Origin of the sequence: Catenulispora sp. MAP12-49 (assembly GCF_041262705.1) — a bacterium.
Classification (GTDB): domain Bacteria; phylum Actinomycetota; class Actinomycetes; order Streptomycetales; family Catenulisporaceae; genus Catenulispora.
Window position 1 is genome coordinate 19,636 of sequence record NZ_JBGCCP010000030.1, and the last position, 24,224, is coordinate 43,859.

A 24,224-nucleotide genomic window follows, 5' to 3' on the forward strand; every position below is an offset into this window, starting at 1 on the left:
AGACTACCGATGGCCGCCAGCGCGCTTATAGGTCGGAATTGCTCCAGATCACGGCGCTCGCGGCCGGCGTCGGCGAGGCGGCGCCGGCCGCGGGCGGCGGATCACCGGGATCCGCTGCGCTCCTCGACGTGCCGGATGAGCTTGTCCCGGTCGCCGCCGAGCGCCACGTAGCCGAAACGCGGGCACAGGGTGTGGCCGGGGCGCTCCGGGTTCGGGGTGCGCATCAGGGCTACGGCCTTGTTCTTCAGGCCGTACATGGCGTGCACGGCGACCTGGAGGCCGCTCAGCGGCGGTTCGGACTGGGTCGAGCCGCCGCCGAACGCGGCGTAGACGGCGTCGACCAGCTGGGAGTACGCCAGGTCGAACTCGTCCAGGGCCGCCGCCTCCGGGCCGCCGTCGCCGTTGCGGGGCTGGAATTCGGCGGGCTCGACCTGGCTGTAGTCGACCAGGAGCATCGCACCGGCCGGGGTTTCGCCGGCCGTCTGGTCGGGGCGGAACTTGCGGCCGGCCTGGATCTCGCGGAAGCGCGCGTAGTGCGAGTACATCTTCCAGCCCGAGCTCAGGCGGTCGGCGTCGGTGACGGTCTTGGCCGGCTTGTGCAGGTCCTCCTCGGGCAGGCCTTCGCCCTGGTCCACGATCTTCCTCACGGCCTGGCGCGCCGTCTTGCGGTCGCACACCTGCACCACGTCGCCCGCGCCGCCGTAGTACTCGGTGACAGGGACCTGGTTCACGGGCTTGAACAGCGTGTCCGGGCAGATCTTCGGGTCCCGCAACGCGTTGTCGATCGCGTGGTAGAACTCGCCGATCGTCCGATAGGAGCCCTCCTCGGAGGGGATGGCCTGAATGGTGGCGGCGCCGTGGAGCGGGTGCTCGATCTCGACGTAGTTGTCCACGGCCGGCGGCGAGAACGGCAGCAGCTCCAGGGTGCCGATCCCGGTGATCAGCGGGCTGTCCAGCGGGTAGACCGGGATCGGGCTCAGGTGTCTGCGTCCCAGGAAGTCGACCGGGTCCGGGCTCGGCACCTCGCCGATGGCGTTCAGGACGTTCGCCGCCAGCGTCATGTGCAGCATCTCCTCCATGACGACGCTGCGGATCGTCTGGGCCGCGTCGGTGTTGCGGCCTTCCCGGATCGAGTAGAGACCGGTCAGGTACGCCGGGATCGTGCTGAGCTCCAGGCCGACGGCCAGCTGGAGCCCGGCCTTCAGATCGGCGAGCGTCGGGATCTTCATCGGGTGCTCGTTCATGCGTCCTTCTTCTCCTTCAGCTGCGCCGCGATGTGGTCGCCGGTGCGGATGGCCAGCGCGGTCATGGTCAGAGTCGGGTTGGACGTTCCGAGCGTCGGCATGCTGCCGCATCCGACGACGTACATGTTCGGCAGGTCGTGGCTCCGCTGGTAGCCGTCCACCACCGAGTGCTCCGGGTCCTCGCCCATCCGGTGCGTGCCGACGACGTGGCCGGCGCCGCGCACCCAGTAGGTCGTGCCGTCGTAGTCCACTTGCGACGGGTCGCCGGCGTCCCAGTGCGTGTAGTCGCCGGGCTTGTACTCCGGCCGCCGGACCTTGTCGCCGATGCCGAGCCGCGCGAACAGCTGCCGGCTGGCCTCGGCCGCCCAGGGCAGCGAGGCGCGGACGTACTCCGACAGGTCGTAGTGGATGACCGGGCGGTACATACCCAGCGCGTCCTTGTAGCGCTCGTCGATGGTGATCCGGTTGCTCGACTCAGGGTCCTGTTCCAGCTCCCAGGCGATGCGGAACTGGTTGGGCAGGATCTCGCCGAGCCGCTTGCGAAGCGGACGGCCGTAGAGCTGCGCCGTGCCGGTGGCGGCCCCGCCGACGAGGTCGTGGACCGTGTCGTAGGGCGCGTTCTCCGGGAAGTTCCAGCCCCAGTTGCCGATCTCGACGCGGAACGCGGTGCGCTCCGAGCGGTACGCGCCGTCCCGGAAGGCCGGGATGCCCGACGTCGACCCAGGGCCGCGGTAGGCCCCCGCGCTGTCGTCGAGCAGGCCCCAGGTGAGCAGCAGCGGGTGGTCCATCAGGTTCCGCCCGACCTCGCCGCTGTTGTTGGCGGCCTTGGACGCCAGCAGCAAAGTGGCGTTCTCGATGGCGTTGGCGGCCAGGACGTACACGTCGGCGGTCACCGTCGCCGACACCGGCGGGCTCCCGTCGTCGGAGTACTTCAGGTAGGTGATGCCGGTGACAGTGCCCTGCTTTTTCGGGTGCTGCGTGTGCCGGACGTTCGAGACCACGCACTGGCTGCGGATCGCGACGCGCGCCTTCTCCTTCTCGCCCTCCCCCGGGTCCCGGTCCGGGTATTTCACGATCAGCTCGTACAGGGTCTTCAGGGCGTTGTACTTGGCCTGCACCGGGCAGATCGGGATGCAGCTGGAGTTGCCCTCGCAGCGCTGCCCCTGGTCGGCGTTCCCGACCGCGCCGACCGGCTGGTATCCCGGGGCCGGCGTGGAGTTCCGGCCGACCGGGGTGTTGCTGATCCGGATCGGGAACGTGTACTCCCGGCCGTCGTCGCCCTTCAGCGTCACCACCAGACCGGCGGACTTCTTCGCCAGGTACTCGTCCAGGAAGCTGCTCGGGATCTCCTGCATGGGGAAGTGGTAGGCGCCGTCGGGGAACTTGGCGGTGTTCTTGCTCTTGAAGAACTTCGCCGGGTCGTCGCCGATGCCTGGGTAGTACTGGTGCTCGACGTCCGCCGACACCCCGATGATGTCCCACTCGGCGCGCTCGTAGTAGGGCTTCAACTCGTCGTAGGTGATCGGCCAGTCGACCCCGCGGCCGTACTCCGAGTGCATCCGGAAGTCGTTCGGCAGCATGCGCAGGCAGGTGCCGAGCCAATGCAGCGTGGTGCCGCCGAGCGCGCGGGCGTAGTCGCTGCCGAACGGGAGCGGGCCCATCTGCACGAAGTAGCCGTTGTCGGCGGGGATCTTGGTGGTGCCGTCCGGGCCCATCACCGGGCGGCTGATGTCCAGCACGTCCGGTTGCGGCGCGGAAACGGTCGGCGGGTACGGGGAATTGGGGACCTTGGCCAGGGCCCGCTGGTAGGACTCCACATAGGTGTCGTACTTGTCGGCGCTCATCGCGGTGGCGCGGCCGGCTTCCAGGATCAGGATGCGGGGATGGCGGGCGGGACGGCGCCCGGCGGCCTTCTCGATGACCGTCTTGGCGACCGTGGCCCCGGCGATGCCGCCGCCGACGATGACGATGTCGTAGTGCTCGTCGTAGTGCTCCTCGACGCCGCCGGCGGTCTTTCCCCCGCTGGTCTGCTTCTGCATGTCAGGGTTCTCCTCAAGGCACTTCGGGATGGCTTGCGACGCCTCGTCGCGGCTCAGGACGAGGGGAGCGCGGGCGCCTCGGCCCAGGACCCCCAGCCCGGCGCCTTGGCCCCCATCGGGTGCGCCCCGGCCGCGCGCCAGACCAGAGCCTCCCGGTAGGCCTGCGCGGACACGACGTGTTCGACGTCGTCGGCGGTCGAGCCGTTGACGTCGGCGTAGGAGCCGGGCAAGGGGTACCAGCTGCCGAGGTACCAGAGCTTGATCAGGCTGATGATCACGGGCCCGTAGCGCCTGCTCCCGATGACCCGGGTCCGCAGCGCCTCGCCGTCGTGCTGCTCGCGGTCGGCCTCCAGCGCCTCGGCGGCGGCCTGCAACAGGTGCCCGGCCTCGCGTTCGCCGATCAGCCGGAGCAGGGTGTCGTAATGCTGTTCGAGCAGGCCGGTGCCGGCCAGCTCCACGCGGTCGAAGCCGGTCAGCTCGACCGACAGGTCGGTGAAGACGGCGATCGAATCCGGCCGGGCGGGCATTCCGGTGGTGGTCATGCGGGTGCTCCCTGGGGGGACTTGGAAACGGCCGATCACCACCTTCGCCTTGATCCCGACCTGCGGCGCGGTGGGACGGGGACCCGCGTTGGAGGGTTCGGGCCATTCGGGCGACGCGCGGTTTGGCGGCGGCTGACGGCGGCCGACGATGGCTGGCGGCAGCCGGTGACAGCCGGTGATGGCTGGCAGCGGCTGTCACCGGCTGCCGACAGAGTGTGCGATCGCTGTGGTCGGATTGTGAAAAGGCGATGCGACGGTCTGGACATCATCCGTCGCCGAGAAGGGCCCACCTGTGAGCACCATCGAACCGTCCAGCCGCCGTAAGCATGCCGAAGGCGGCGCCAAGCGCCTGCGGCGCGTCGTGCCGCTCCTCACCGCCGCCACCGTCAGCGCGTCGCTGGTCGCGGCCGCCGCCGGACCCGCCGGCGCGGCCGCGCGACCCGCGGGGGTGGCGAGTATCCAGGTCGCCATGGCCATCCCGGCCGCCGCCCAGGACCAGGTCATCACGATCGCGCCGGGGGTCACGCTCACCATCGGCAGCACCGAGGTGCAGCTGTCGCTGACCAAGGAGGCCGTGACCGAGGTGCAGACCGTCATCGGCTTCGGGCAGACCGTCGCCGCGCTCGTCACCCCGATCCTCGTCGCGGCGGGGGTCCCGAACGCCGCGCTGGTCAGCGGCGCCATCGCCGTGGCGCTCGGGGTCGGCAGCGCGTTCCTCAAGGTCTGCACGGCCAGTGACGGCAGCGCGGCTTTCACCGTCTCGTTGAACGCTCTCCCCTCCTGCAGCGGCTTGGGCTCCCTGTAGAAGCAAGCACAGCAGCGCATCGCCGCCCGACAGGAAGCCGGGCGGCGATGCGGCGATGCGGCCGTGCGGTAATGCAGGATGCTGTGATGCGCTTTCAGCCGGCGTTCGTGGTACCGAAGTCCTGCTGGAGCCGCGGAATCAGGTCGGCCAGGTCCTGGTCCCAGCACGTGACGTCATGACCGCCGTCGCAGTGTCCCCACCCGGCGCCGTCGCCGTAGTCCTGGAAGTACGGGTGCTGACCCGCCGCCGTCAGCGCGGCGTCGAAGTGCTGGGACGCGCTCTCCAGCCACCACTCGCGGTAGTCCCCCGTCGGCCCGTTGCCGTTGCCGACGTAGATGGAGACGCCCATCCCCGCGAACGCCGAGGCGTTCTCCGTGGGATCGGCGGCGGTCCACAGGGAGTCGTCGAAGGGCGGCGTCACCGATATCGGATACGGGGACCCGAACAGCGCGTCGCTGCTGACGGCCGGCTGGTAGGGGTCGTTCACCGGATGGCAGGCGCTCCAGGCGACGGTGCCGGGGAGGATGCCGCTGCTGACGACCGGCAGCGCCCCCTGGGCGTCGATGAGCGAGGCCACGACGATCTCGCGCAGGACCATCTCGTTCCGTGACAGGTCGGCGTCCCCCGACAGCGTCGCCACCTGGCTGAACAGGGCGGGGTGGAGCTGCGCGAGGTGCAGCGCGCCGAAGCCGCCCATGGAGATGCCGGCGATGGCGCGGTGCTGCTTGTCCGCGACGGTGCGCAGGTTCGCGTCGACGAACGGGATCACCTGCTGGGTCTCGAAGGTGTCCCAGTTCTGCGCGCCGGCCGCGGTGGACTGGTCGCGCCAGTCGGAATACCAGCCGCGCGCGCCGCCGTCGGGCATGACGACGATCATCCCCGAGGTGTTCTTCAGCGCGTTGAACTGCGGGAAGCCGGCGCTGCCGAAGTAGTCGCAGGGGTCGCCCGGCGAGCCGTCGAGAAGGTACAGGACGGGGTAGCGCTTGCCGGGATCGCTGTAGTAGTCGGCGGGCAGGACGATGCGGACGTGGTGTCCGACCGTGCCGGGGTCGTTGGCGACCTGCGGCGAGGTCACCGTGATGGTGAAGTCGGTCGCGGTCGGGGCGGCGATGCCCGGGTTCGACAGGGACGGATCGGCGACCTGCGTCAGCCCGTACCCGTCCGACAGGACAGGCGGGCCGGCGGGGTCGGCGTGGGCGGCGACGGGACCGGCGATGGCGCCGGCGGCCGTGAGGGAAGCGGTGACGAACACCGCCATGGTGGCGGCTAGCCGATGTTTCACAGAGCCCTCCTGAACAGTGGTGAGGTTGTGGCTCGGTTCGGAGTGTCACAGCGGCGTTTCACAATCCGAGCACAGTGATCGCACACCCCCGGCCCGGCCGGTCACGGCACGGCGCTGAGTCAAGAGAAGGTAAAGAGTTCTTGACGGCTTGTGTTCGAAGTTGTTCGCTGACGTTCGATACAACGTTGTAAAAGCCGAACAGAGCATGACAGAACGCTGATCCGATGCCACAGGCAGCGCCCTGGCTCGGAAGGAGAAGCCTGATGTCCATCCACCTCCATCGGCCACCCCATAAGCCGCGCCGTCGGCCACCGGGTCTGACGGCCGTGCTCATGGCCCTCGCCGTCATCGTGGGCCTGTGTGTGCCGGCGGCCGCCGCGTCGACCACGGCCACGGCCGCGACCGGCACCGGCACCGGCACCCCGACATCGACGACCGAATACCCGGGCCTGGAAGCCCAGTACGGGCCCGCCACCGGCACGGCCGGCGGCAGCGACTGGACCCTGGGGCCGGTGAAGAACACCATCGTCGATCCCGACATCGACTTCTCGGATCTGCTCCCCCGCCTCCAGCAGTTCGCCGGCAGCGGGACCGCCGCCGGGATCCAGTGGAGCGGCGTCATCCACGTGCCGACGGCCGGCAGCTACACCTTCAAGTGGTACGGGGACAACGGCTTCCGGATGTCGATCGACGGGAGCTCGGTCATCGACCACTGGGTCGACGACTGGAACGTCCCGGTCACCGCGACCGTGGACCTCACCGCCGGCGAGCATTCCTTCCAGGCGCAGTACTTCCAGGACACCGGCGGTGCGAACGCGCAGCTGTCCTGGGCGCCGCCCGGCCAGGCGATGGCGGTCGTCCCCGCCTCCGCCTTCACGCTGCCGCCCGGCTATGTCCCGACCCTGACCAACGCCTCGCTGTCCACCGACGGCACACAGGTTCGGATGACGTTCAGCAAGCCGCTGGCCGCGTGGCCCGCGACGGCGACCAGCCACCTGAGCGTCGCGGGGTTCCCCATCGCCTCGGCGGCGCTGGATCCGACCGATCCGGCGACGCTCGTGGTCGTCCTCGGCGGCCCGCTCTACAAGACCTGGGCCAACCTCACCATCGGCTATGACGGCACCGGCGGCGCCGACTACGCCGACGGCTCGGCTGTGCCGCTGTTCTACAGCGGTCTGGCCAACACCTCGACGGCGAACATGACCACGCCGTGGGCCTCGCAGGTCAACCCGAACAACCCGCTGCCGGACTACCCCCGCCCGCAGATGACGCGGCAGCAGTGGCAGTCGCTCAACGGCAAATGGAGCTTCCAGGGGCTGCCGGAGAGCACCGGCGCGACCGACGTCCAGACGCCGCCGGCGACCAGCGCGCACCTCACCGGCTCGATCGTCGTGCCCTACCCGATGGAGTCGGAGCTGTCCGGCGTCCAGCAGCACTACGACTACTCCTTCTACCGCCGCACGTTCAACGTCCCGGCCTCGTGGCGGGTCGGCGGTCAGCGGACCGTGCTCGACTTCGGCGCGGTGAACTACCAGACGACGGTCTGGGTGAACAACGTCCAGGTCGCCACCCACACCGGCGGCTACCTGCCTTTCAGCGTCGACATCACCGCCGCCCTGAAGGGTTCCGGCCCGCAGCAGATCACCGTGGGCGTCAGCAACACCGACGCGCCCAACCAGCCGCAGGGCAAGCAGCAGCTCGACCCGTCAGGGATCTTCTATACGGCCTCCAGCGGCATCTGGCAGACCGTGTGGATGGAGCCGACGCCGGCCAAGCGCCTGGACCAGGTCGTGTTCACACCGAACCTGCCGAGCGCGCCGAGCACCGCGAACGCCTCGGTCACCGTGGACGCGGTCAGCAGCACCTCGGCCGGCGGCCGCGTCACTGTCGCCATCACCGACGGCCGACGGATCGTGGCCGTGGGCACCGGGACGACGAACACGCGGTTCACCATCCCATTGGCCGACCCGCATCTGTGGTCGCCATCGGATCCGTACCTCTATCACGCGACGGTCGTGCTGACCGACGGCTCCATCCCGGACGTGGTCGGTTCCTACTTCGGCGAGCGCACGGTGAGCGTCGGAGCCGTGAACGGGGTCAGCAAGATCCTGCTGAACGGCACCCCGACCTTCGTCGACGCGACCCTCGACCAGGGGTTCTGGCCGGACGGCATCTACACCGCGCCGACCGACGCCGCCCTGAAGTGGGACATCACCGAGACCAAGGCCATGGGCTTCAACGCGATCCGCAAGCACATCAAGGTCGAACCGGCGCGGTGGTACTACGACGCCGACACCACCGGGATGCTCGTCCTGCAGGACATGCCGTCGATGAACGCCGGGTACACCCCGACCGCCTCGGACGACACCGCGTTCCGGTCGCAGCTGCACCAGATGGTCGAGGACCTGCGCGGGGAGACGTCGATCATCTCCTTCGAGCCCTACAACGAGGGCTGGGGCCTGGACCGGAACACCGTGTCCAACGCGGTGAGCGAGGTCAAGGCGGCCGCCGCGCAGGTCCACGCCGACGACCCGAGCCGGCTCGTCGACGCCGAGTCCGGCTTCAACTGCTGCGGCAGCGTGAACACCGACACCGGCGCCGGCAACGTCATCGACTGGCACACCTACACCGGCCCGGCCGACCCGCAGCCCGACACCGCGGACAACCGCGCCGCCATCGACGGCGAGCACGGCGGCTGGGGCCTGGCCATCCCGGTCCACGACTGGGACCAGGGCTTCATCAACTACGCCGGCGCCGCCGACACCGCGCAGCTGACTCAGAAGTTCGTGCAGACGGCCGACGCGGTCCGCGTGGAGGCCCAGTGCCAACTCTCCGGCAGCGTCTACACCCAGCTGACCGACGTCGAGGGCGAGGTCAACGGTCTGTGGACCTACGACCGCCGGGAACCGAAGATGGACATGTCCCAGGTCGCGGCGGCCAACGCCAAGATCATCGCGGCCGGGAGCAGCGCCGGCGACTGCGGCCAGAACGTCGTCAGCAAGGCGGGCACCTGGCCGCTGACTGACGGAACCGGCACGGTCGCCAAGGACACGTCCGGCAACGGCGATGACGCGACGCTGTCGAACGGCGCCACCTGGGCCACCTCCGGCCCGAACGGCGGCGGGCTCCAGCTGAACGGGACCAACCAGTACGCGCAGACGCAGGGACCGCTGCTCAACAGCGCCGGCAGCTACACCGTCGCGGCCTGGGTCAACCTGAGCAAGAAGGGCGCGTTCGCCACCGCGGTGAGCGAGGACGGCACGGTGAACAGCGTGTTCTTCCTGCAATACGACTCCGCGGACGACCGCTTCGCCTTCAGCAACGCCAACGCCCGAGCGGTCGGCAACACCGGCGCGAACGGCGGATCTCCGGCGACAGGTACCTGGTACCACATCGTCGGAGTCCGGGACGCGACGGCGAACACCATGTCCATCTACGTCAACGGCACGCTCGCCGGCACGACGACCGTCTCGCCGGCCGACATGGCGACCGGCCCGATCGCTATAGGGCGCGCCAAATTCGGCGCGCAACAGGTGGACTTCTGGCCGGGAAGCCTGGACGGCGTCCAGATCTTCCCGACGGCTCTGACAGCTGACCAGGTGTCCGCGCTCGGCTGATGCAACCGCGTTAAAGCAGCCACGTTCGTGACGCGCCGGCCGGATGGTCGGCGCGTCACGAACGTCTCAGCTCGCCAGGAAATCCAGCAGCGCAGCGTTGAACTCAGCGGTATGAGTCGCGTTGACGCCGTGCGGGCCGCCTTCGATCAGCGCGAGCCGGGATCCCGGGATCGCCTCGTGGGTCCGCGCGCCGCTGGTCTCGAAGGCGACGACCGCGTCGGAGTCGCCGTGGACGACGAGGGTCGGGATCGTGAACTTGGCGAGGTCGCCGCGGAAGTCCGTCGTGCCGAACGCGGCTATGCACTCCCGGGTCCCCTCGGGCGACGCCGTCACAGCGAGGCCGAGGTGGTAGTCGCGGCGCTGCGGGCTGATGAGGTCGGTGCGGTCCCCCGCCGTGAAGAACCGGGTGATGAACGCTTCGAGGAAGGCGATCCGGTCCTCGGCGACGCCGGCCTGCATCGTGGCCAGTGCCTCGTCGGTGAAGGCGCCGCCCGGGTTGTCCGGCCCGGCGTAGAGGTAGGGCGGTATCGCGGCGGCGAAGACGGCCTGGGCGACCCGCTCGGTGCCATAGCTGCCGACGTACCGGGCGACCTCGCCGCCGCCCATGGAGAAGCCGACGAGGGTCGCCTCGCGCAGGTCCAAGTGCTCCATCAGGGCGTTGAGGTCGGCGGCGAAGGTGTCGTAGTCGTAGCCGGTCCAGGGCTGCGACGAGTTGCCGAACCCGCGTCGGTCGTAGGTGATCACCCGGTACCCGGCCGCCACGAGCGGAGAGACCTGGCCCTCCCACGAGCGGCCGGACAGCGGCCAGCCGTGGATCAGGACGACGGGCCGCCCGGCGCCGTGGTCCTCGTAGTAGAGGTCGATGGATGTGCTGTTCTCGGTGCCGACGTTGACGTGTCCCACAGTTGTCTCCTCGGATTGCCGGCGGTGCGATGCCGTGCCGCCACCCCACCACCGCCGCGGGATCACTCATATCCTGGAAAGACCCCAGTCCCGAGGGGTCCTGAGGAGAATCAGGCTGCGCCGAGGACGTCGGACAGCTGCCTGCGGGACGTGATGTCGAGCTTCCGGAACACCTTGTTCAGGTGGTACTCGACGGTGGACGTGGTGATGAACAGCCGCGTGGCGATCTCGGTGTTGGTGGAGCCGCCGGCGGCCAGGGCGGCGACCTGCTTCTCCTGCGGCGTCAGGTCGAAGTCGGCGCGCACGCCGCGTTTGCGGGCGTGCTCGCCGAGAGCGAGCAGCTCGGTGCGGGCGCGCTCGGCGAAGCCGGCGGCTCCCATGTCGGTGAACATCTCGTAGGACTTCCGCAACTGGGTCCGGGCCTCGGCGCGGCGTCCGACGCTGCTCAGCCACTCGCCGAAGAGCAGGTGGGTCCGGGCCTGTTCGGTGACGATCGCGGTGTCGGCGAGATGCTTCACGGCCTGCTCGTAGAGCTCCTCGGCCTGCTCGTCGCCGGCCATCAGGGCCCTGGAACGGGCCAACAGGCCGAGCGCCCACGGCGTGCCGCTGAGCGGTGCGCGTTCGGTCAGGCGGGCCAGCGCGGCCGAGGCCGTCGCCGGGTCGCCGGCGCGGACCGCGGCCTCGATCACATCGGGAAGCAGGAGATTGCCTTGCCCCGGCACGTCGTTCTCGAATCCGCGACGGGCCCAGGCGAGCGCTTCGGAGTAGTTCCCGGCGCCCAGTTCCAGGATGGCCAGAGCGTTGTAGGCGTTGTTGGCCATGACCTCGAATCCCAGATAGCCGCCCCATCTGGTGATCGCGTCTTCGGCACCGACCAGTAGCTCATCCCTGCGGCCCTGCCACGCCAGCAGCTCCACGCGGTGGGAAGGCCCCTTCGGCACCGTCCCGAGGGCCACGGCGAGCTCGTCGGCCTCGTCGTAACAGGACTGCGCGCCGACGAACCGGCCGGCCCACAGTTCGCTGACGGCCAGGGCGTAGAGCACCACACCGAGGGACTGCAAAGCGCCCTGGGCCCGGGCGACCGCCGCGAGACGCGCCATCACGGCCCCGTAGCCCCGGTCGTCCCACAGATCCTCGGCGCCGACGTAGGCCATCAGCGCGATGGGCATCCCGGTCTCCACCAGGTCGTCGGTCAACAGCGCCGCGACCGAGGCCCGCAGCTTGGGGACCGCCGCCGCGTACCCCTCGGCGATCCGGGTGCAGTACGCGTCCATCACCAGATCGGGAAGGGTCGGGGCCGAACGGTCCCACGGCATCGCGAGCGTCTGGCGGGCCATCTCCTCCAGCGTCATGCCGACGGTCCGGTCTCGCGTCATCATCCCGGCGGCGAGCGCCTCGAACACCATGTCCCGGGCCACTCGCTGGTCGATCGGGAGGACGTCCGCGGCGGCGGGCATCAGGATCGAGGGCGCCATCGCGGCGCGGCCCCGCAGCCATTCGATGGTCGCACGCAGCCGCTGCGCCGTGGCCCGCGCCGTCGGGGTGCCGGGCTCGTTTCCGGCTTGGTCGAGCACGGATTGGGCCATGGCGGTGTCGCCGATGACGAGGTGTGCTTGGGCGGCGGTGAAGTACCGTTCGGCGCGGATCCGCGGGTCGGGGGTCAGCTCGGCGGCCCGGATCAGGAAGGTGGCCTGCGCGGCGTAGCCACCACGGCCCCTCGCGCGCTCGGCCGCCCGTTCCAGTTCGGCGGCGACGTCCTCGTCGAGACCGACGACCGCCTCGGCCAGGTGCCAGGCCCGCCGGTCCGGTGCCGACGCGCGGTCGGTGGCCTCGGCGAGCGCCTGGTGCGCACGCCGCAGTTCGCCCGGCGCGGCTCCGGAATGCACCGCCGAGCGGATGAGCGGGTGGCGGAACGCCGGGTGCGGGTTCGTGGTGAGGATCCGGCCCGCGACGGCCGCGTCCAGGGCTTGCGCCGACAGTCCGAGAGCGGCCGCCGCGAGCCACAGGGCGATGGGATCGTCGGAGGGAGCGACGGACAGCAGGAGCAGAAGCGACTTCGTCTCCTGCGGCAGGGAATCCACCTGACGCTGGAAGTGGGCTTCGAGCCTGGGCCCGAGCGGCAGCGGCGCCAACGACACCGCGCCGCCGCTCAGGTCCGCGGCGAACTCGTTCAGGGCGAGCGGGTTGCCCGCGGCCTCGGCGATGATCCGGGAGACCACGGAAGCGTTGCGCAGTGCGACCGGAGCAGAAGACGATCCGGCCGGCACCGAAGCCAGGAGCTGCGTGGCATCGGCGTCGGACAGCCCGGTGAGGCGGAGCGCGGGCAGCCCGTCGATCGGCGTCGGCGTCGGCGTCGGCGAGGTGCCGGGCTCCCGGTCCCGCGTGCACAGCACCATGCCGACGCCGTCGGCATGCAGGCGGCGAGCGACGAAGGCGAGGACTTCCAGGGATTCGCGGTCCAGCCATTGCGCATCGTCGACGAGGCACATCAGCGGCCCGTCCGGGACGACCTCGGACAGCAGGGTCAGGGTGGCCAGGCCGGCCAGGAACCGGTCCGCCGGCGGGGCCGCGACCAGACCGAACGCCGAGCCGAGCGCCTCGCGCTGCGGATCGGGGAGCCGGTCGAGCCGGTCCAGGAAGGGAAGCAGCAGCCGGTGCAGCGCGGCGTAGGCGAGCTGGGATTCGGTCTCGACACCGGCGACGCGCGCCGTCTGCAGGTCGCCCGCGGCCTCGGCGGCGTACTTCAGGAGCCGGGTCTTGCCGATGCCGGCCTCGCCGGAGATGACCAGTACGCCGCTCAGGCCCTCGCGGACCCGCGCGATGAGCTCGTCGACGGCCCGGCATTCCTCGTCCCGGCCGAGGAACCGCGACGGCTCGAAGGCCCGGTGTCGCGCGTCGATGCGGTGGAGGGCCGAGGAATCGGGTGTGCTCACGAGCCCGAGGGTAGAAGGCCGGCGGCGGGCATCGCGTGCGTCACGTGACGGTCGTCCCGTCCCCGAAGTCGCCGTCTTCGAGCAGGTCGGGGGGCAGATTGAGGGTCCAGGCCAGTTCCGAGCGCGACACGACCCCCAGTTTGGGGAAGATCCGGTGCAGGTGCGTGCTGATCGTCCGGTGCGAGAGATAGAGCTTCTGGCCGATCTCCCGGTTCGTCAGGCCGCTCGCGGCCATCTGCGCGATCTGGAGTTCCTGCGCGGTGAGCTGGTCGCGGGCGTCGAGATTCCGGCTCCGGCTGGTCTCGCCGGAGGCCCTGAGCTCCTGCCGGGCGCGGTCGCTCCACGGGATGACGCCGAGCGCGTCGAAGGTCTCCCGGGCGGCGCGCAGGTGCGGCCGGGAGTCCGCGGCGCGGCGCTGGCGGCGCAGCCATTCGCCGTAGGCCAGCTGTGTCCGGGCCCTGATGAACGGCCAGCCGGCCAGGTCGGCGCGCAACGCGGCGGTGTAGAGCTGCTCGGCTTCGGTGTCGTCGGCCAGCAGCGCGCGGGCGAAGCGCAGGCCGGCGTGCAGAACCGGGGACGGGGTCTTCAGCGCGGCGGACTCCATCTCCCGCATGATGTCCGCGATCGCCGCGCCCCGGCCGCAGTGCGCGGCGGCGTCGACGAGGTCTGCGATGGCGAAGCAGCGCAGCGCCACCTGGTAGCAGGGGTCGGCCGGATCGTGCAGGCGGCGCAGCTGGGTGTACGCCTCGTCGAACCGGCCCGCGCCCAGCGCCGCCAGTCCGCGTGCCATCTGGGCCCGGGCCAGGACCGGGCGCGCGCCGACCGGGAGTCCGGCCTGTTCGGCCTGCGCTGTCAGGACCCTGACCCTGTCCTGGTCGCCGCGCAGCGCGCCGATCGCCGCCTCGATGGCGCGGATGAGGCCGTGCAGGAACGGCTGGGTGGTCTCGCGGGCCAGCCGGCCGGATTCCTCGGCCGCTGGTATCGCCACACTCAGGTCGCCGAGCTGCACGGCGCTGGAGGCCTCGGCCCCGAGCGCGCGGGCCAGCAGTCCCAGCCGGCCCTGCGGCCGCAGTCCCGCCGCGGCGGCCGCCGACAGCTTCTGGGCCAGGTCGAAGGAGCCGACCATGAGCGCCCCGGTCCCCAGCATCCGGTCCATGCGGGCGTCGCGGCCCGGGGTGGCCACTATCCGGTTGAGCCGCTCGATCACCACCGCGCCGCGGTCGATCGGGGCGGCGTAGGCGAGGATGGCCAGCAGCCACGGGTCGTGCTCGTCCAGCCCCAGGTTCTCGGCGACGTCGACGACGTGCTGCCGGGCCGGGCCTCCCGGCTCGGTCCAAAAGCAGCGCTGCGCCGCGCTCCACAGGATGCGGACGGCCAGGTCGCGGTCGCCCTCGGCGGCGACCGTCTCGGCGAGTCCGGCCAGGGCCCGGGTGTCGGCGGTCCGGCCGCGCAGCCCTTCGTCGAATCCGCCGCGCAGCCACACCACCCGCGCGCGCTGCTGCGTCGTCAGATCGCAGCGGGAGGCCTCGTCCAGAAGGTTCCCGACAACCTCCCGGCTTCCCAGCTCGACGGCCAGTTCGGCGGCCCGCAGCAGGCGGTCCGCGCGCGACGCAGGATCCTGACTGAGCCGCGCGGCATGGTCGAGCGCCATCACGGCGTCGCCGATCCCGCCGCGGTGTTCGGCCCGCAGCGCGGCGGCCTGGAGCTGGACGGCGACCGATTCCTCGGGCAGGGCGGTGGCCGCGGCGCGATGCCAGATACGGCGGTCTTCCTGGTCGGCTATGACCTCGGCCAGCGCGGCATGGGCCGCGTAGCGCTCCGGCAGGGCCATGCTCTGGTGGATCGCCGAGCGCATCAGCGGATGCCGGAAGCGGATCTCGCCCCGGTGCACGTCGATGAGTTGCGCGGCGACCGCCGGCGTCAGATCGCCGGTGCCGGAGCCGAGGCCAGTGCCGATGCCGGTGCCGGGTTCGCCGCCGGCCAGCCGGGCCATGGCGCTCATCGTCTCGGTCAGCGAGGGGCTGTCGTTGAGCGCCGCGATCTGGAGCAGCGTGCGGGTCGGTGCCGGGAGCCCGGACAGGCGGATCGTGAACGCCTGCTCCAGCCGTTCGGTCAGCGGGATCCAGGAGCCCGGCGTCGAGGTGCCCTCGGCGGTCGCGGCGGCGGTGCGTGGAAGTTCGGTCAGGGCCAGCGGGTTGCCCGCGGCCTCGGCCAACACTCGGCGGCGCAGTGCCGGGTCGAGGTCGGGAGCGTGGGTGTCCAGCAGGGCCACGGCCGCGTCGGCGCCGAGCGGCGGCAGGTTCAGCTCGGGCAGCTCGGCGTCGACCAGCGACGAGGGGAACCCGTCGCGCGCCGCCGCCAGCAGCACGATCGGCTCGGATTCCAGCCGCCGGGCGAGGAAGGCCAGGACGTGGGAGGTGGAGATGTCCAGCCAGTGCGAGTCCTCCACGACCACCAGGACCGGCGTCGTCTCGGCCGCCTCGGCGATCAGGTTCAGGGCGGCCAGCCCGACCAAGAAAAGGTCAGGGGCGGCTGATTCCGCGCCGCCGAGCGCCGCCTCCAGCGCCGCGCGCTGCCGCTCCGGGATCAGGGCGATCCTGTCGCGGATGGGGTAGAGCAGCTGGTGCAGGCCCGCATAGGGAAGGTGCGTCTCGCACTGGACGCCGGAGGTCGTCAGCACCCGCATCCCGGAGGTCCTGGCACGTCCGGCCGCGTAATCCAGCAGGGCGGACTTCCCGACGCCGGCTTCGCCGCGCACCACCAGGGCGGTTCCGCGCTCGCGGACGCCGACTATCAGGCCCCTGAGTCGCTTCGTCTCCGCCGCCCGCCCGACCAGTGCCACAAAGCTCCCTGAAGGAAGAGGCGGCGCCAGGTCGCCGTGGGCATCACTTTAGTTGATCAAGCTGCGGCTCCGCAGGACTGGGGTCTTTCCACGGTACGAAGTCCGCCACCCGGCTGTTGTGCTTCTGCCATGACCACACCGACCGCATCGACAACGCCAACGACACCGACCCCGGTCCTGTTCATCCACGGACTGTGGCTGCACGCCACGTCCTGGGAGCCCTGGATCGACCTGTTCCGCCAGGAGGGCTACGACCCGTCCGCCCCGGGCTGGCCCGGCGACCCCGACACCGTCGAGGAGGCCCGCGCCAACCCCGAGAGCATCGCCGACCACGGCATCGACGACGTCGTCGAGCACTACGCCGGGATCATCAGGGAGCTGCCGGTCCTGCCGATCCTGATCGGGCACTCCTTCGGCGGCATGATCGCGCAGAAGCTGCTGGGCCAGGACCTGGCCGCCGCCACCGTCGCGATCGACGCCGCGCAGATCAAGGGCGTGCTCCCGCTGCCGCTGTCCGCGCTGCGCGCCACGCTGCCGGTGTTCAAGAACCCGGCGAACAAGCACCGCGCCGTATCGCTGACAGCCGACCAGTTCCGCTTCGCGTTCGGCAACGCGCTGACCCCCGAGGAGTCCTCCGCGCTGTACGAGCGCTGGACGATCCCCGCCCCGGGCAAGCCGCTGTTCGAGGCGGCCGCGGCGAACTTCAACCCGCACTCGCCGGCCAAGGTCGACACCGCCAACGCCGCGCGCGGCCCGCTACTGCTGATGACCGGTGGCAAGGACCACACCGTCCCGGAGGCGGTGACCCGCGCGACGCTCAAGCAGTACCGGCACTCCGAAGCGGTCACCGACATCACCGACTTCCCCGACCGCGGGCACTCGCTGACCATCGACGGCGGCTGGCGCGAGGTCGCCGGCACCGCCCTGGAGTGGCTGCGCCGGCAGGGGCTGTGAGCATGGACCTGCATCTGACCGGCAAGACCGCGGTCGTCACCGGCGCCAGCCGCGGCATCGGACTGGCTGTGACCCGCGCCCTGGTCGCCGAGGGCGCCCGGGTGGTGGCCGGCGCCCGCGAGCTCACCCCCGAGCTGAAGGAGCTCGTCGCGGACGGCGGGGTCCTGGCGGTCGAGGCGGACCTGACCGCGCCGGAGGGTCCGGCCGAGCTGATCGCCGCCGCCGTGCTCGCCTTCGGCGGCCTGGACATCCTGGTCAACAACGTCGGGGCGGTCCGGCCGCGGGTCGACGGCTTCCTGGCCGTGACCGACGAGGACTGGGACGCGACGCTGGCCGTCAACTTCCTGGCCGCCGTGCGCACGACCCGGGCCGCTCTGCCGCACCTGGTGGAGCGGGGCACGGGAGCCGTCGTGACGGTCAGCTCCGTGAACGCCTTCCTGCCCGACCCGCTCGTCATCGACTACAGCGCCGCCAAGGCCGCGCTGTCCAACTTCTGCAAGTCGCTGTCCAAGCAGGTCGGCCCTCAGGGCGTCCGCGTCAACACCGTCAGCCCCGGACCGGTCGCCACCGGCCTGTGGCTGGCCGACGAGGGCGTCGCGGCGACCGTCGCGAAGGCCACCGGCAGCACCGCCGGCGCCATCGCCGAGCAGGCCGCCAGCGACGCGGTCACCGGCCGGTTCACCCGGCCCGAGGAGGTCGCGGACGTCGTCTTGTTCCTGGCCAGCGACCGGGCCGCGAACATCACCGGATCGGACGTCGTCATCGACGGCGGTCTGATCAGCACCCTGTAACACCTGTCCCACTCACACCCTGGAGCACTTTGTGAAGCACCTCCATGCCGTTTTCCGGCCGGGCGTCATGCTCACCCTCGCCGTGGCCTCGGCCTTCGGGCTGGCCGCCACCACGATCAGCACCGGGACCGCGCAGGCCACGACGAGTCCGCCACCGGCAGCCTCGTCCGCCTCCTCGGGCGAGCAGATGCCGGCCGGGTTCAGCGAGCACAAGGTCCAGGTCGGCACGACCGGCATCGACTACGTGATCGGCGGCCACGGCCCGACCCTGGTCCTGCTGCACGGCTACCCGCAGACCTGGTACGAGTGGCGCGAGGTCCTGCCCACGCTGGCCCAGCACTACACGGTCATCGCGCCCGACCTGCCCGGCGCCGGCCGCAGCGACGCCCCGGCCACCGGCTACGACAAGAAGGACCTCGCGGCCGACATCCACGGCCTGCTGGTCAAGATCGGGCGCGACCACGACATCCGGCTGGTCGGCCACGACATCGGCACGATGGTCGCCTACTCCTACGCCGCCGCCTACCCGCGCGACGTCACGAAGCTGGTGCTCAGCGAGGCCCCGATCCCCGACCCGAGCATCTACACCTTCCCCTCGCTCACCGCGGACGGCCCCGGGGCCTGGCACTTCGGGTTCTTCGCCCTCACCAACGGCCTTCCCGAGGAGCTCATCACGGGGCGGGAATCGCTGTGGGTCGACAAGTTCATCGACGACCTCGAGGTCGTCAAGGGCGCCGTCACGCCGAACGACGTCGCGGTGTTCTCCACCTACCTGAAGGACCCGGCCCACCTGGAGGCGAGCTTCCAGTGGTTCCGGACCCTGCCGCAGGACATCGCGAACGACGCCGTGTACCAGAAGACCAAGCTCACCATGCCGGTGCTCGCGATCGGGGCCTCCGGCAGCCTCGGCAGCTTCGTCCCGGACCAGGTCCGCAAGTACGCGAAGAACGTCACAGGCGTCGTCGTCCCGGACTCCGGCCACTGGATGTACGAGGAACACCCGGCGGAGATGGCCCAGATCCTGCTCACCTTCCTGAAGGGCGACAAGTAATGCTCCCCCCGTTCCCCGACGACACGTTCCCCGACACCGAATCCGAGCCCTTCTGGTTCCTCGGCGGCCGCAGCCGGATCCTGCTGCCCGGAAGCAAGACCAACGGCGCGCTGAGCGTCATGGAGTTCCTGGACACGGCCGGCCACGCGCCTCCGATGCACGCCCACGAGGACGAGGACGAGGTCTGGATCGTCCTGGACGGCGAGGTCTCCTTCTTCGTCGACGACAAGCGCCTGGACCTGCACACCGGCCAGATCGCGCACGGGCCGCGCGGCGTCCCGCACAGCTACCTGGTCCGCTCGGAGAGCGCCCGGCTGGCCGTCGTGTTCAGCCCGTCGCGCATCGAGGAGTGGTTCAGCACCAACGGGACGCCCGCCACCCGCCTCGACGAGGAGCCCGCGCCCTTCGACATCGGCGGCATCCTCGCCTCCGCGGATTCCTTCCACCTGCGCGTCGCCGGCCCGCCGCCGACCGCCTGAGACGAAGAAAGGCTTACCCATGCTTGAAATCTCGCCCGATGCCGCGCACTCGCACCCGCACCGCTGGGCCCGCAAGCGCGCCACGATACCGGCCGTCCTGGCTGTCATGACCCTCCTGGTCCCGGCTGTCGCCTCGGCTTCGGCCGCACCGGCGACTCCGGCGGCCCGGCAGAGCCAGAGCAGGGCCGCCGCGTCGAAGCACCACGGCCCCAAGCCCACGGTCGTGCTGGTCCACGGCGCCTTCGCCGACTCCTCCAGTTGGAACGGCGTCATCTCCCGCCTGGAACACGACGGCTATCCGGTCATCGCGGCGGCGAATCCGTTGCGCGGACTGGACAACGACTCGGCGTACGTCTCCAGCCTGCTGAGCACCATCCCCGGGCCGGTGATCCTGGTCGGCCACTCCTACGGCGGCGCGGTCATCACCAACGCCGCCGTCGGGCACGCCAATGTCAAAGCCCTGGTTTACATCGCCGCGTTCGCCCCGGACCAGGGCGAGAGCGCGCTGGGGCTGACCGGGATGAACCCCGGCAGCCAGCTCGGTGCGGCGCTGGTCGTCCGGCCGTACTCGGCCACCGGAGGCGACGGCGGGGACGGCGAGGACGGATACGTCGACCAGGCGAAGTTCCGCGCGGTCTTCGCCGCGGACGTCCCGGCGTCCACCGCCGACCTGATGGCGGCCGAACAGCGCCCGGTGGCACTGGCCGCTCTCCAGGGCGCCAGCGGCGTCCCGGCCTGGAAGACCATCCCGTCCTGGTACCTGGTCGCCGGAGCAGACCAGGCGATCCCGGCCGCGACCGAGAAGTTCATGGCCAAGCGGGCCGGCGCCCACACAGTCGTCGTCCCGAACGCCTCGCACGCGGTCATGGTCTCGCACCCCGACCAGGCCGAGGACCTCATCGTCCAGGCCGCCGACGCGACCGGCTGAGGCGCTCGACCGGCACCACAGCGGGGTCGCAGCGCCGATCGGCGGTGCGGCCCCGCGCCACCTATGACCCTTTTGATCCTTTTGGCCCTTTGAAAGGACCGCATCCCATGGAGACACCCGTCAACGTCGCCGTCATCTACTACTCGGCCACCGGCAGCGTCTTCAAGCTGGCCAAGGCCGCGGCGACGGAGGCCGAGAAGGCCGGCGCCGAAGTACGGCTGCGCAAAGTCCGCGAACTCGCGCCCGACGAGGCGATCGCCACCAACGAAGGCTGGTCCGAGCACGTCGCGACCACCCAGCACATCGCCGAGGCCGCTCTGGACGATCTGGAGCGGGCCGACGTGATCCTCCTGGGCTCGCCGACGCGCTTCGGACTGCCGGCCGCGCAACTCAAGCAGTTCGCCCGCCCGTCTCCCACCACCACCCGTTAAGGAGGCGCTATGCGCCGCAGTTACATTGCCACCACCGGACCCCTGTGGGGCCAGGGCCGGCTCGTCAACAAGATCGGCTCCTCGTTCACCTCCACCGCCACCGCCCACGGCGGCCAGGAGTCCACCATCCTGGCGATGAACAACACCTTCTACCACTGGGGCTGCATCATCGTCCCGCCCGGCGAGCTGGAGCTGGCCGCCGTGGAGTTCCAGACCCGCCGCGCCATCGAGATCGCCGAGATCCTGCGGCGCGGGCGCGACACGTGAAGCCGCCGAGGACGCGGCCGCTCGCCTCGGTATGGGACTGGCAGATGTCAGCGGCCTGTCGTGGCCTGGAGAGCGCCAGGTTCTTCTCTCCGACCGGCGAGCGGGGTATGGCGCGCATGGAAAGAGAGCGGGCAGCCGGCGAGATCTGCCGAGGCTGCGCCGTCCGTGAACAGTGCGCCCGGTTCGCCGCGGAATCCGGCGAACGGCACGGAGTCTGGGGCGGTGTCAGCCGCGAGCGGGCGACGGCACGGCAGCGATGAACGGCCTCTGGCGCGAGCTCACTGAAGGACCGTGCGCAGCTGCCGCCGGGATGTGATGCCGAGCTTCCGGAACACCTTGTTGAGGTGGTACTCGACGGTCGACTGGGTGATGAACAACCGGGTCGCGATCTCGGTGTTCGTCGCCCCCTCGGCTGCCAGCCCCGCGATCCGCCGTTCCTGCGGCGTCAGATCATGTTCGGTCGGTTCGGTCCGCTTCCGGGTGTGCTCACCGGTCGCCAGCAGCTCGACCCGGGCGCGTTCGGCGAAGGCCGCCGCGCCCATCCGCGCGAACATCTCGTACGCGGTCCGCAACTCCTCCCGGGCGTCGGCGCGGCGTCTGCGCCGGCGCAGCCACTCGCCGTAGAGCAGGTGGGTCCGCGCGAGCTCCGTGCGCACCCGCGTGCTGCCGAGCAGCGCGATGGACTCGGCGAACAAGGCCTCGGCCCGGTCGTCGTCGGCCATCAGGGCCCTGCTGCGCGCCAGCAGCCCCAGCGCCCAGGGGGTGCCGGCCGACGGCGCGCGCTCCTCCAGCCGCCGCAGGGCGTCCTGGGCCGTCAGGTCGTCGCCGCAGCGCACGGCGGCCTCGACCAGGTCCGGCAGGACCCGTTGCACGGCCCCCGCGTTGTCGTGGTCGTAGGCCACGCGGGCCCGGGCCACGGCCTCGGCGTAGCGTCCGAGGCTGATGTCCAGCACGGCCAAGCAGTTCCGGGCCCAGTCCCCCAGACCGCCGTTCCTGTAGCGCGCCGCCAGGTTGCCGAGGAGCTCCTCGGCCGCGGCCCGGGTCTGCGCCTCCTGGCCGCTCCACGCCATCAGCTCGACCCGGTAGGCCAGGCCCGAGGGCTGGCCGATGACGCCTGCGAGGTCCTCGGCCTCGTCCAGGCACGCCGTGGCCGCGGCGAACCGCCCGGCCCGCAGCTCCCAGGTGGACCGGACCATCAGCGTGAACTGCAGCGCCCCCAACGCGCCGACGCGGCGCTCGTGGGCCTCGGCGAGCAGGGCGGCCTCGTGGCCGCCGACGTCGTCCCAGACTTCTTCGGCGGCGTAGAGGGCCAGCGTCGCCGGGCGCAGGCCCTGCTCGATCACCTCGCCGTCCCGGCCCATCGCGGCCAGCGCCGCCGTGAGCACCGGCACCGCCCGCGGGTGGTCGCCCTCGGCGCGCAGAGCGAAACCCCGCAGGAGCAGATCGGCGCTGGTCGCTCCGACAGACCGCACGGCGGACGAGGCCAGGACCGCCGCGCCGAACCTCTTCGGCGCGACCGGATCGTGGTCGCCGAACAGGACCCCGAGAAGCCCTTGCATCAGGATCGACCGGGCCAGGTCCGGATCGGTGCCGGCGACGATGTCGGCGGCGTCCAGCAGCCGGGTCAGCACGTCCCCGATCCGTTCGACGTAGATGTCGGCGCTCGCCCTGGTCTGCAGGGCCCGGGCCCGCAGCACCGGATCGCCGGCGGCCAGGAAGGGCTCGGCCTGTTCGAGCATCGTGTGCGCGGCGGCCGGGTCCCCGAGCAGGAGGTGGGCATGGGCGGCTTCGACCAGCCGGGCCCCCCGCCCGGCGACCGACAGCTGCGCCGCCTTGGCCAGGAGCGCGGCCCGCTCGGCGTAGCCGCCTCGGGCGCGCGCCAGCTCCGAGGCGGTGTCGAGTTCGGCGGCGACCTCGTCGTCGAGCCCGATCGTCGCCTCGGCGCGGTGCCAGGCCCGGCGCTCGGGACTGCGGACCGGATCGCTGGCCGCGGCGAGCGCGGCGTGGACCCGGCGGCGTTCGGCGGCGTCGGCTCCGCGGTAGACGGCCGAGCGGATCAGCGAGTGGCGGAACTCGATGAGCCGGCCTCGCTTGAGAACCCCGGCGGTCATCGCGGCGTCGGCGGCTTCGGCGGTCACGCCGAGTTCGGCGGCGGCGCGCCACAGCAGCAGCGGGTCCTCCGGGGGCGTGGCCGACAGCAGCACCAGGAAGGTCCGGGTGTCCTCGGGAAAGCCTTGAATCAGCTGACCGAAATGGGCCTCCAGGCTTTCCCCGACCGGGAGCGGCCCGATCAGCGGCGCGGTGCCGGCCAGATGGGCCGGGGTGAGCGCGTCGAGGCTCTCGATCAGGGCCAGGGGGTTCCCGCCGGTGTCGGCGACGATGCGCGCGGCCACCGCCGGGTCCAGCCGTCCGGCGACGTTCAGCCCGAGCAGTTCGTGCGCGTCGGCGTCGCTCAGGCCGCGGACCGGCAGCACGCTGAGCCCTTCGAAGGCCCGCAGCCCCGAAGGATCGTCGCGGCCGGCCAGGACCAGGCCGATCGCGTCGGCCCCGAGGCGTCGGCCGACGAAGGCCAGCGCGTCGCGGGACTCGCGGTCGAGCCAGTGCACATCGTCGATCAGGCACAGCAGCGGCCGCGCCGAGGCCGCGCCGGCCAGCAGGGTCAGGGTCGCCATGCCGACCAGGTGCCGGTCCGCCGGCGGCCCGGCGAGCATCCCGAAGGCCGAGGCGAGGGCTTCCCGCTGCGGAGCCGGCAGCGCGTCGAGCCCGTCCAGGAACGGACGCAGCAGGCTGTGAAGGGCGGCGAAGCCCAGGCGCTCCTCGGATTCGACGCCGGCCGCGCGGACGATGTGCACGCCGGACGCCGTCTCGGCCACGTGCTCCAGCAGCCTGGTCTTGCCGACGCCCGCCTCGCCGGCCAGCACCAGCGCCGAGCTCATGCCCTCGCGCACACCGGCCAGCAAGTCGGTCAGCGCCCGCAGTTCTTCGCCCCGGCCGGTCAGCGGAACCCGGCGGGATCGGATTCCGGCCGGGAAGTAATCGGCCATCCCCTCCAGGGAACCAACCAGAGGCCTACCGGCACCCTAGGGTCGGACCCTAGTTCGCTCGTCTGTACGGCT

Annotated in this window: 16 protein-coding genes and 1 pseudogene; 9 read left to right on the plus strand and 8 right to left on the minus strand. The window is 71.3% G+C overall.

All coding sequences use genetic code 11. The features are described 5' to 3' along the window. Window positions 1-101 precede the first annotated feature (101 nt). The 3 genes from ABIA35_RS37185 to ABIA35_RS37195 are packed head-to-tail and all read right to left on the minus strand — an operon-like array spanning window position 102 to window position 3,825. Window positions 102-1,244: a ferritin-like protein gene (locus ABIA35_RS37185; RefSeq protein ID WP_370361046.1), complete on the minus strand. Its 1,143-nt coding sequence runs from the start codon at window positions 1,242-1,244 to the stop codon at window positions 102-104. Next, window positions 1,241-3,283, minus strand: a complete 2,043-nt coding sequence (locus ABIA35_RS37190) for a GMC family oxidoreductase (RefSeq protein WP_370361047.1) — start codon at window positions 3,281-3,283, stop codon at window positions 1,241-1,243. The genes ABIA35_RS37185 and ABIA35_RS37190 overlap by 4 nt, the downstream gene beginning before the upstream one ends. Window positions 3,284-3,336: 53 nt before the next feature. Beyond that, on the minus strand, window positions 3,337-3,825 hold the full coding sequence (locus tag ABIA35_RS37195; protein ID WP_370344601.1) for a hypothetical protein: 489 nt from the start codon (window positions 3,823-3,825) through the stop codon (window positions 3,337-3,339). Window positions 3,826-4,117: 292 nt separating this feature from the next. Between ABIA35_RS37195 and ABIA35_RS37200 the strand changes: the two genes are divergently transcribed. Then, the gene (locus ABIA35_RS37200; protein ID WP_370361048.1) at window positions 4,118-4,630 is read left to right on the plus strand and encodes a hypothetical protein; all 513 of its coding nucleotides are present in this window, start codon (window positions 4,118-4,120) and stop codon (window positions 4,628-4,630) included. Window positions 4,631-4,724: 94 nt separating this feature from the next. Here the strand turns inward: ABIA35_RS37200 and ABIA35_RS37205 are convergent, their stop codons facing one another. Then, window positions 4,725-5,912 (minus strand): alpha/beta hydrolase, encoded by a 1,188-nt coding sequence (locus ABIA35_RS37205; RefSeq protein WP_370361049.1) that lies wholly within the window; start codon window positions 5,910-5,912, stop codon window positions 4,725-4,727. A 263-nt stretch (window positions 5,913-6,175) separates the two neighbouring features. Here ABIA35_RS37205 and ABIA35_RS37210 point away from each other — a divergent pair, with 263 nt between their 5' ends. Continuing rightward, window positions 6,176-9,529: a LamG-like jellyroll fold domain-containing protein gene (locus ABIA35_RS37210; protein WP_370361050.1), complete on the plus strand. Its 3,354-nt coding sequence runs from the start codon at window positions 6,176-6,178 to the stop codon at window positions 9,527-9,529. Between the two features lie 66 nt (window positions 9,530-9,595). Here the strand turns inward: ABIA35_RS37210 and ABIA35_RS37215 are convergent, their stop codons facing one another. The 3 genes from ABIA35_RS37215 to ABIA35_RS37225 all read right to left on the minus strand — a co-directional run bounded on the left by ABIA35_RS37215 (window position 9,596) and on the right by ABIA35_RS37225 (window position 16,207). Then, complete coding sequence (locus ABIA35_RS37215; RefSeq protein WP_370361051.1) at window positions 9,596-10,432, minus strand: alpha/beta fold hydrolase; 837 nt, start codon at window positions 10,430-10,432, stop codon at window positions 9,596-9,598. A gap of 110 nt (window positions 10,433-10,542) precedes the next feature. Further along, the gene (locus ABIA35_RS37220) at window positions 10,543-13,365 is read right to left on the minus strand and encodes an AAA family ATPase (protein WP_370361052.1); all 2,823 of its coding nucleotides are present in this window, start codon (window positions 13,363-13,365) and stop codon (window positions 10,543-10,545) included. Between the two features lie 40 nt (window positions 13,366-13,405). Beyond that, the gene (locus ABIA35_RS37225) at window positions 13,406-16,207 is read right to left on the minus strand and encodes an AAA family ATPase (RefSeq protein WP_370361053.1); all 2,802 of its coding nucleotides are present in this window, start codon (window positions 16,205-16,207) and stop codon (window positions 13,406-13,408) included. 129 nt (window positions 16,208-16,336) lie between these two features. On the opposite strand from ABIA35_RS37225, the gene ABIA35_RS37230 reads away from it, so the two are divergent. The 7 genes and pseudogenes from ABIA35_RS37230 to ABIA35_RS37260 all read left to right on the plus strand — a co-directional run bounded on the left by ABIA35_RS37230 (window position 16,337) and on the right by ABIA35_RS37260 (window position 21,368). Beyond that, complete coding sequence (locus tag ABIA35_RS37230) at window positions 16,337-17,161, plus strand: alpha/beta hydrolase (RefSeq protein WP_370361054.1); 825 nt, start codon at window positions 16,337-16,339, stop codon at window positions 17,159-17,161. A gap of 2 nt (window positions 17,162-17,163) precedes the next feature. Continuing rightward, on the plus strand, window positions 17,164-17,952 hold the full coding sequence (locus tag ABIA35_RS37235) for an oxidoreductase (protein WP_370361055.1): 789 nt from the start codon (window positions 17,164-17,166) through the stop codon (window positions 17,950-17,952). Window positions 17,953-17,983: 31 nt separating this feature from the next. After that, window positions 17,984-19,003: an alpha/beta fold hydrolase gene (locus ABIA35_RS37240; protein WP_370361056.1), complete on the plus strand. Its 1,020-nt coding sequence runs from the start codon at window positions 17,984-17,986 to the stop codon at window positions 19,001-19,003. Continuing rightward, on the plus strand, window positions 19,003-19,482 hold the full coding sequence (locus tag ABIA35_RS37245; RefSeq protein ID WP_370361057.1) for a cupin domain-containing protein: 480 nt from the start codon (window positions 19,003-19,005) through the stop codon (window positions 19,480-19,482). Before ABIA35_RS37240 ends, ABIA35_RS37245 begins: the two co-directional genes overlap by 1 nt. Before the next feature lie 106 nt (window positions 19,483-19,588). Continuing rightward, on the plus strand, window positions 19,589-20,410 hold the full coding sequence (locus tag ABIA35_RS37250) for an alpha/beta fold hydrolase (protein WP_370361096.1): 822 nt from the start codon (window positions 19,589-19,591) through the stop codon (window positions 20,408-20,410). A 107-nt stretch (window positions 20,411-20,517) separates the two neighbouring features. Then, a pseudogene (locus tag ABIA35_RS37255) lies at window positions 20,518-21,108 on the plus strand (NAD(P)H-dependent oxidoreductase). Window positions 21,109-21,152: 44 nt separating this feature from the next. Then, window positions 21,153-21,368, plus strand: a complete 216-nt coding sequence (locus ABIA35_RS37260; RefSeq protein WP_370361058.1) for a WhiB family transcriptional regulator — start codon at window positions 21,153-21,155, stop codon at window positions 21,366-21,368. A gap of 18 nt (window positions 21,369-21,386) precedes the next feature. Here ABIA35_RS37260 and ABIA35_RS37265 read toward each other — a convergent pair whose 3' ends face one another. Beyond that, window positions 21,387-24,152: an AAA family ATPase gene (locus ABIA35_RS37265; protein ID WP_370361059.1), complete on the minus strand. Its 2,766-nt coding sequence runs from the start codon at window positions 24,150-24,152 to the stop codon at window positions 21,387-21,389. Window positions 24,153-24,224: the final 72 nt, after the last annotated feature.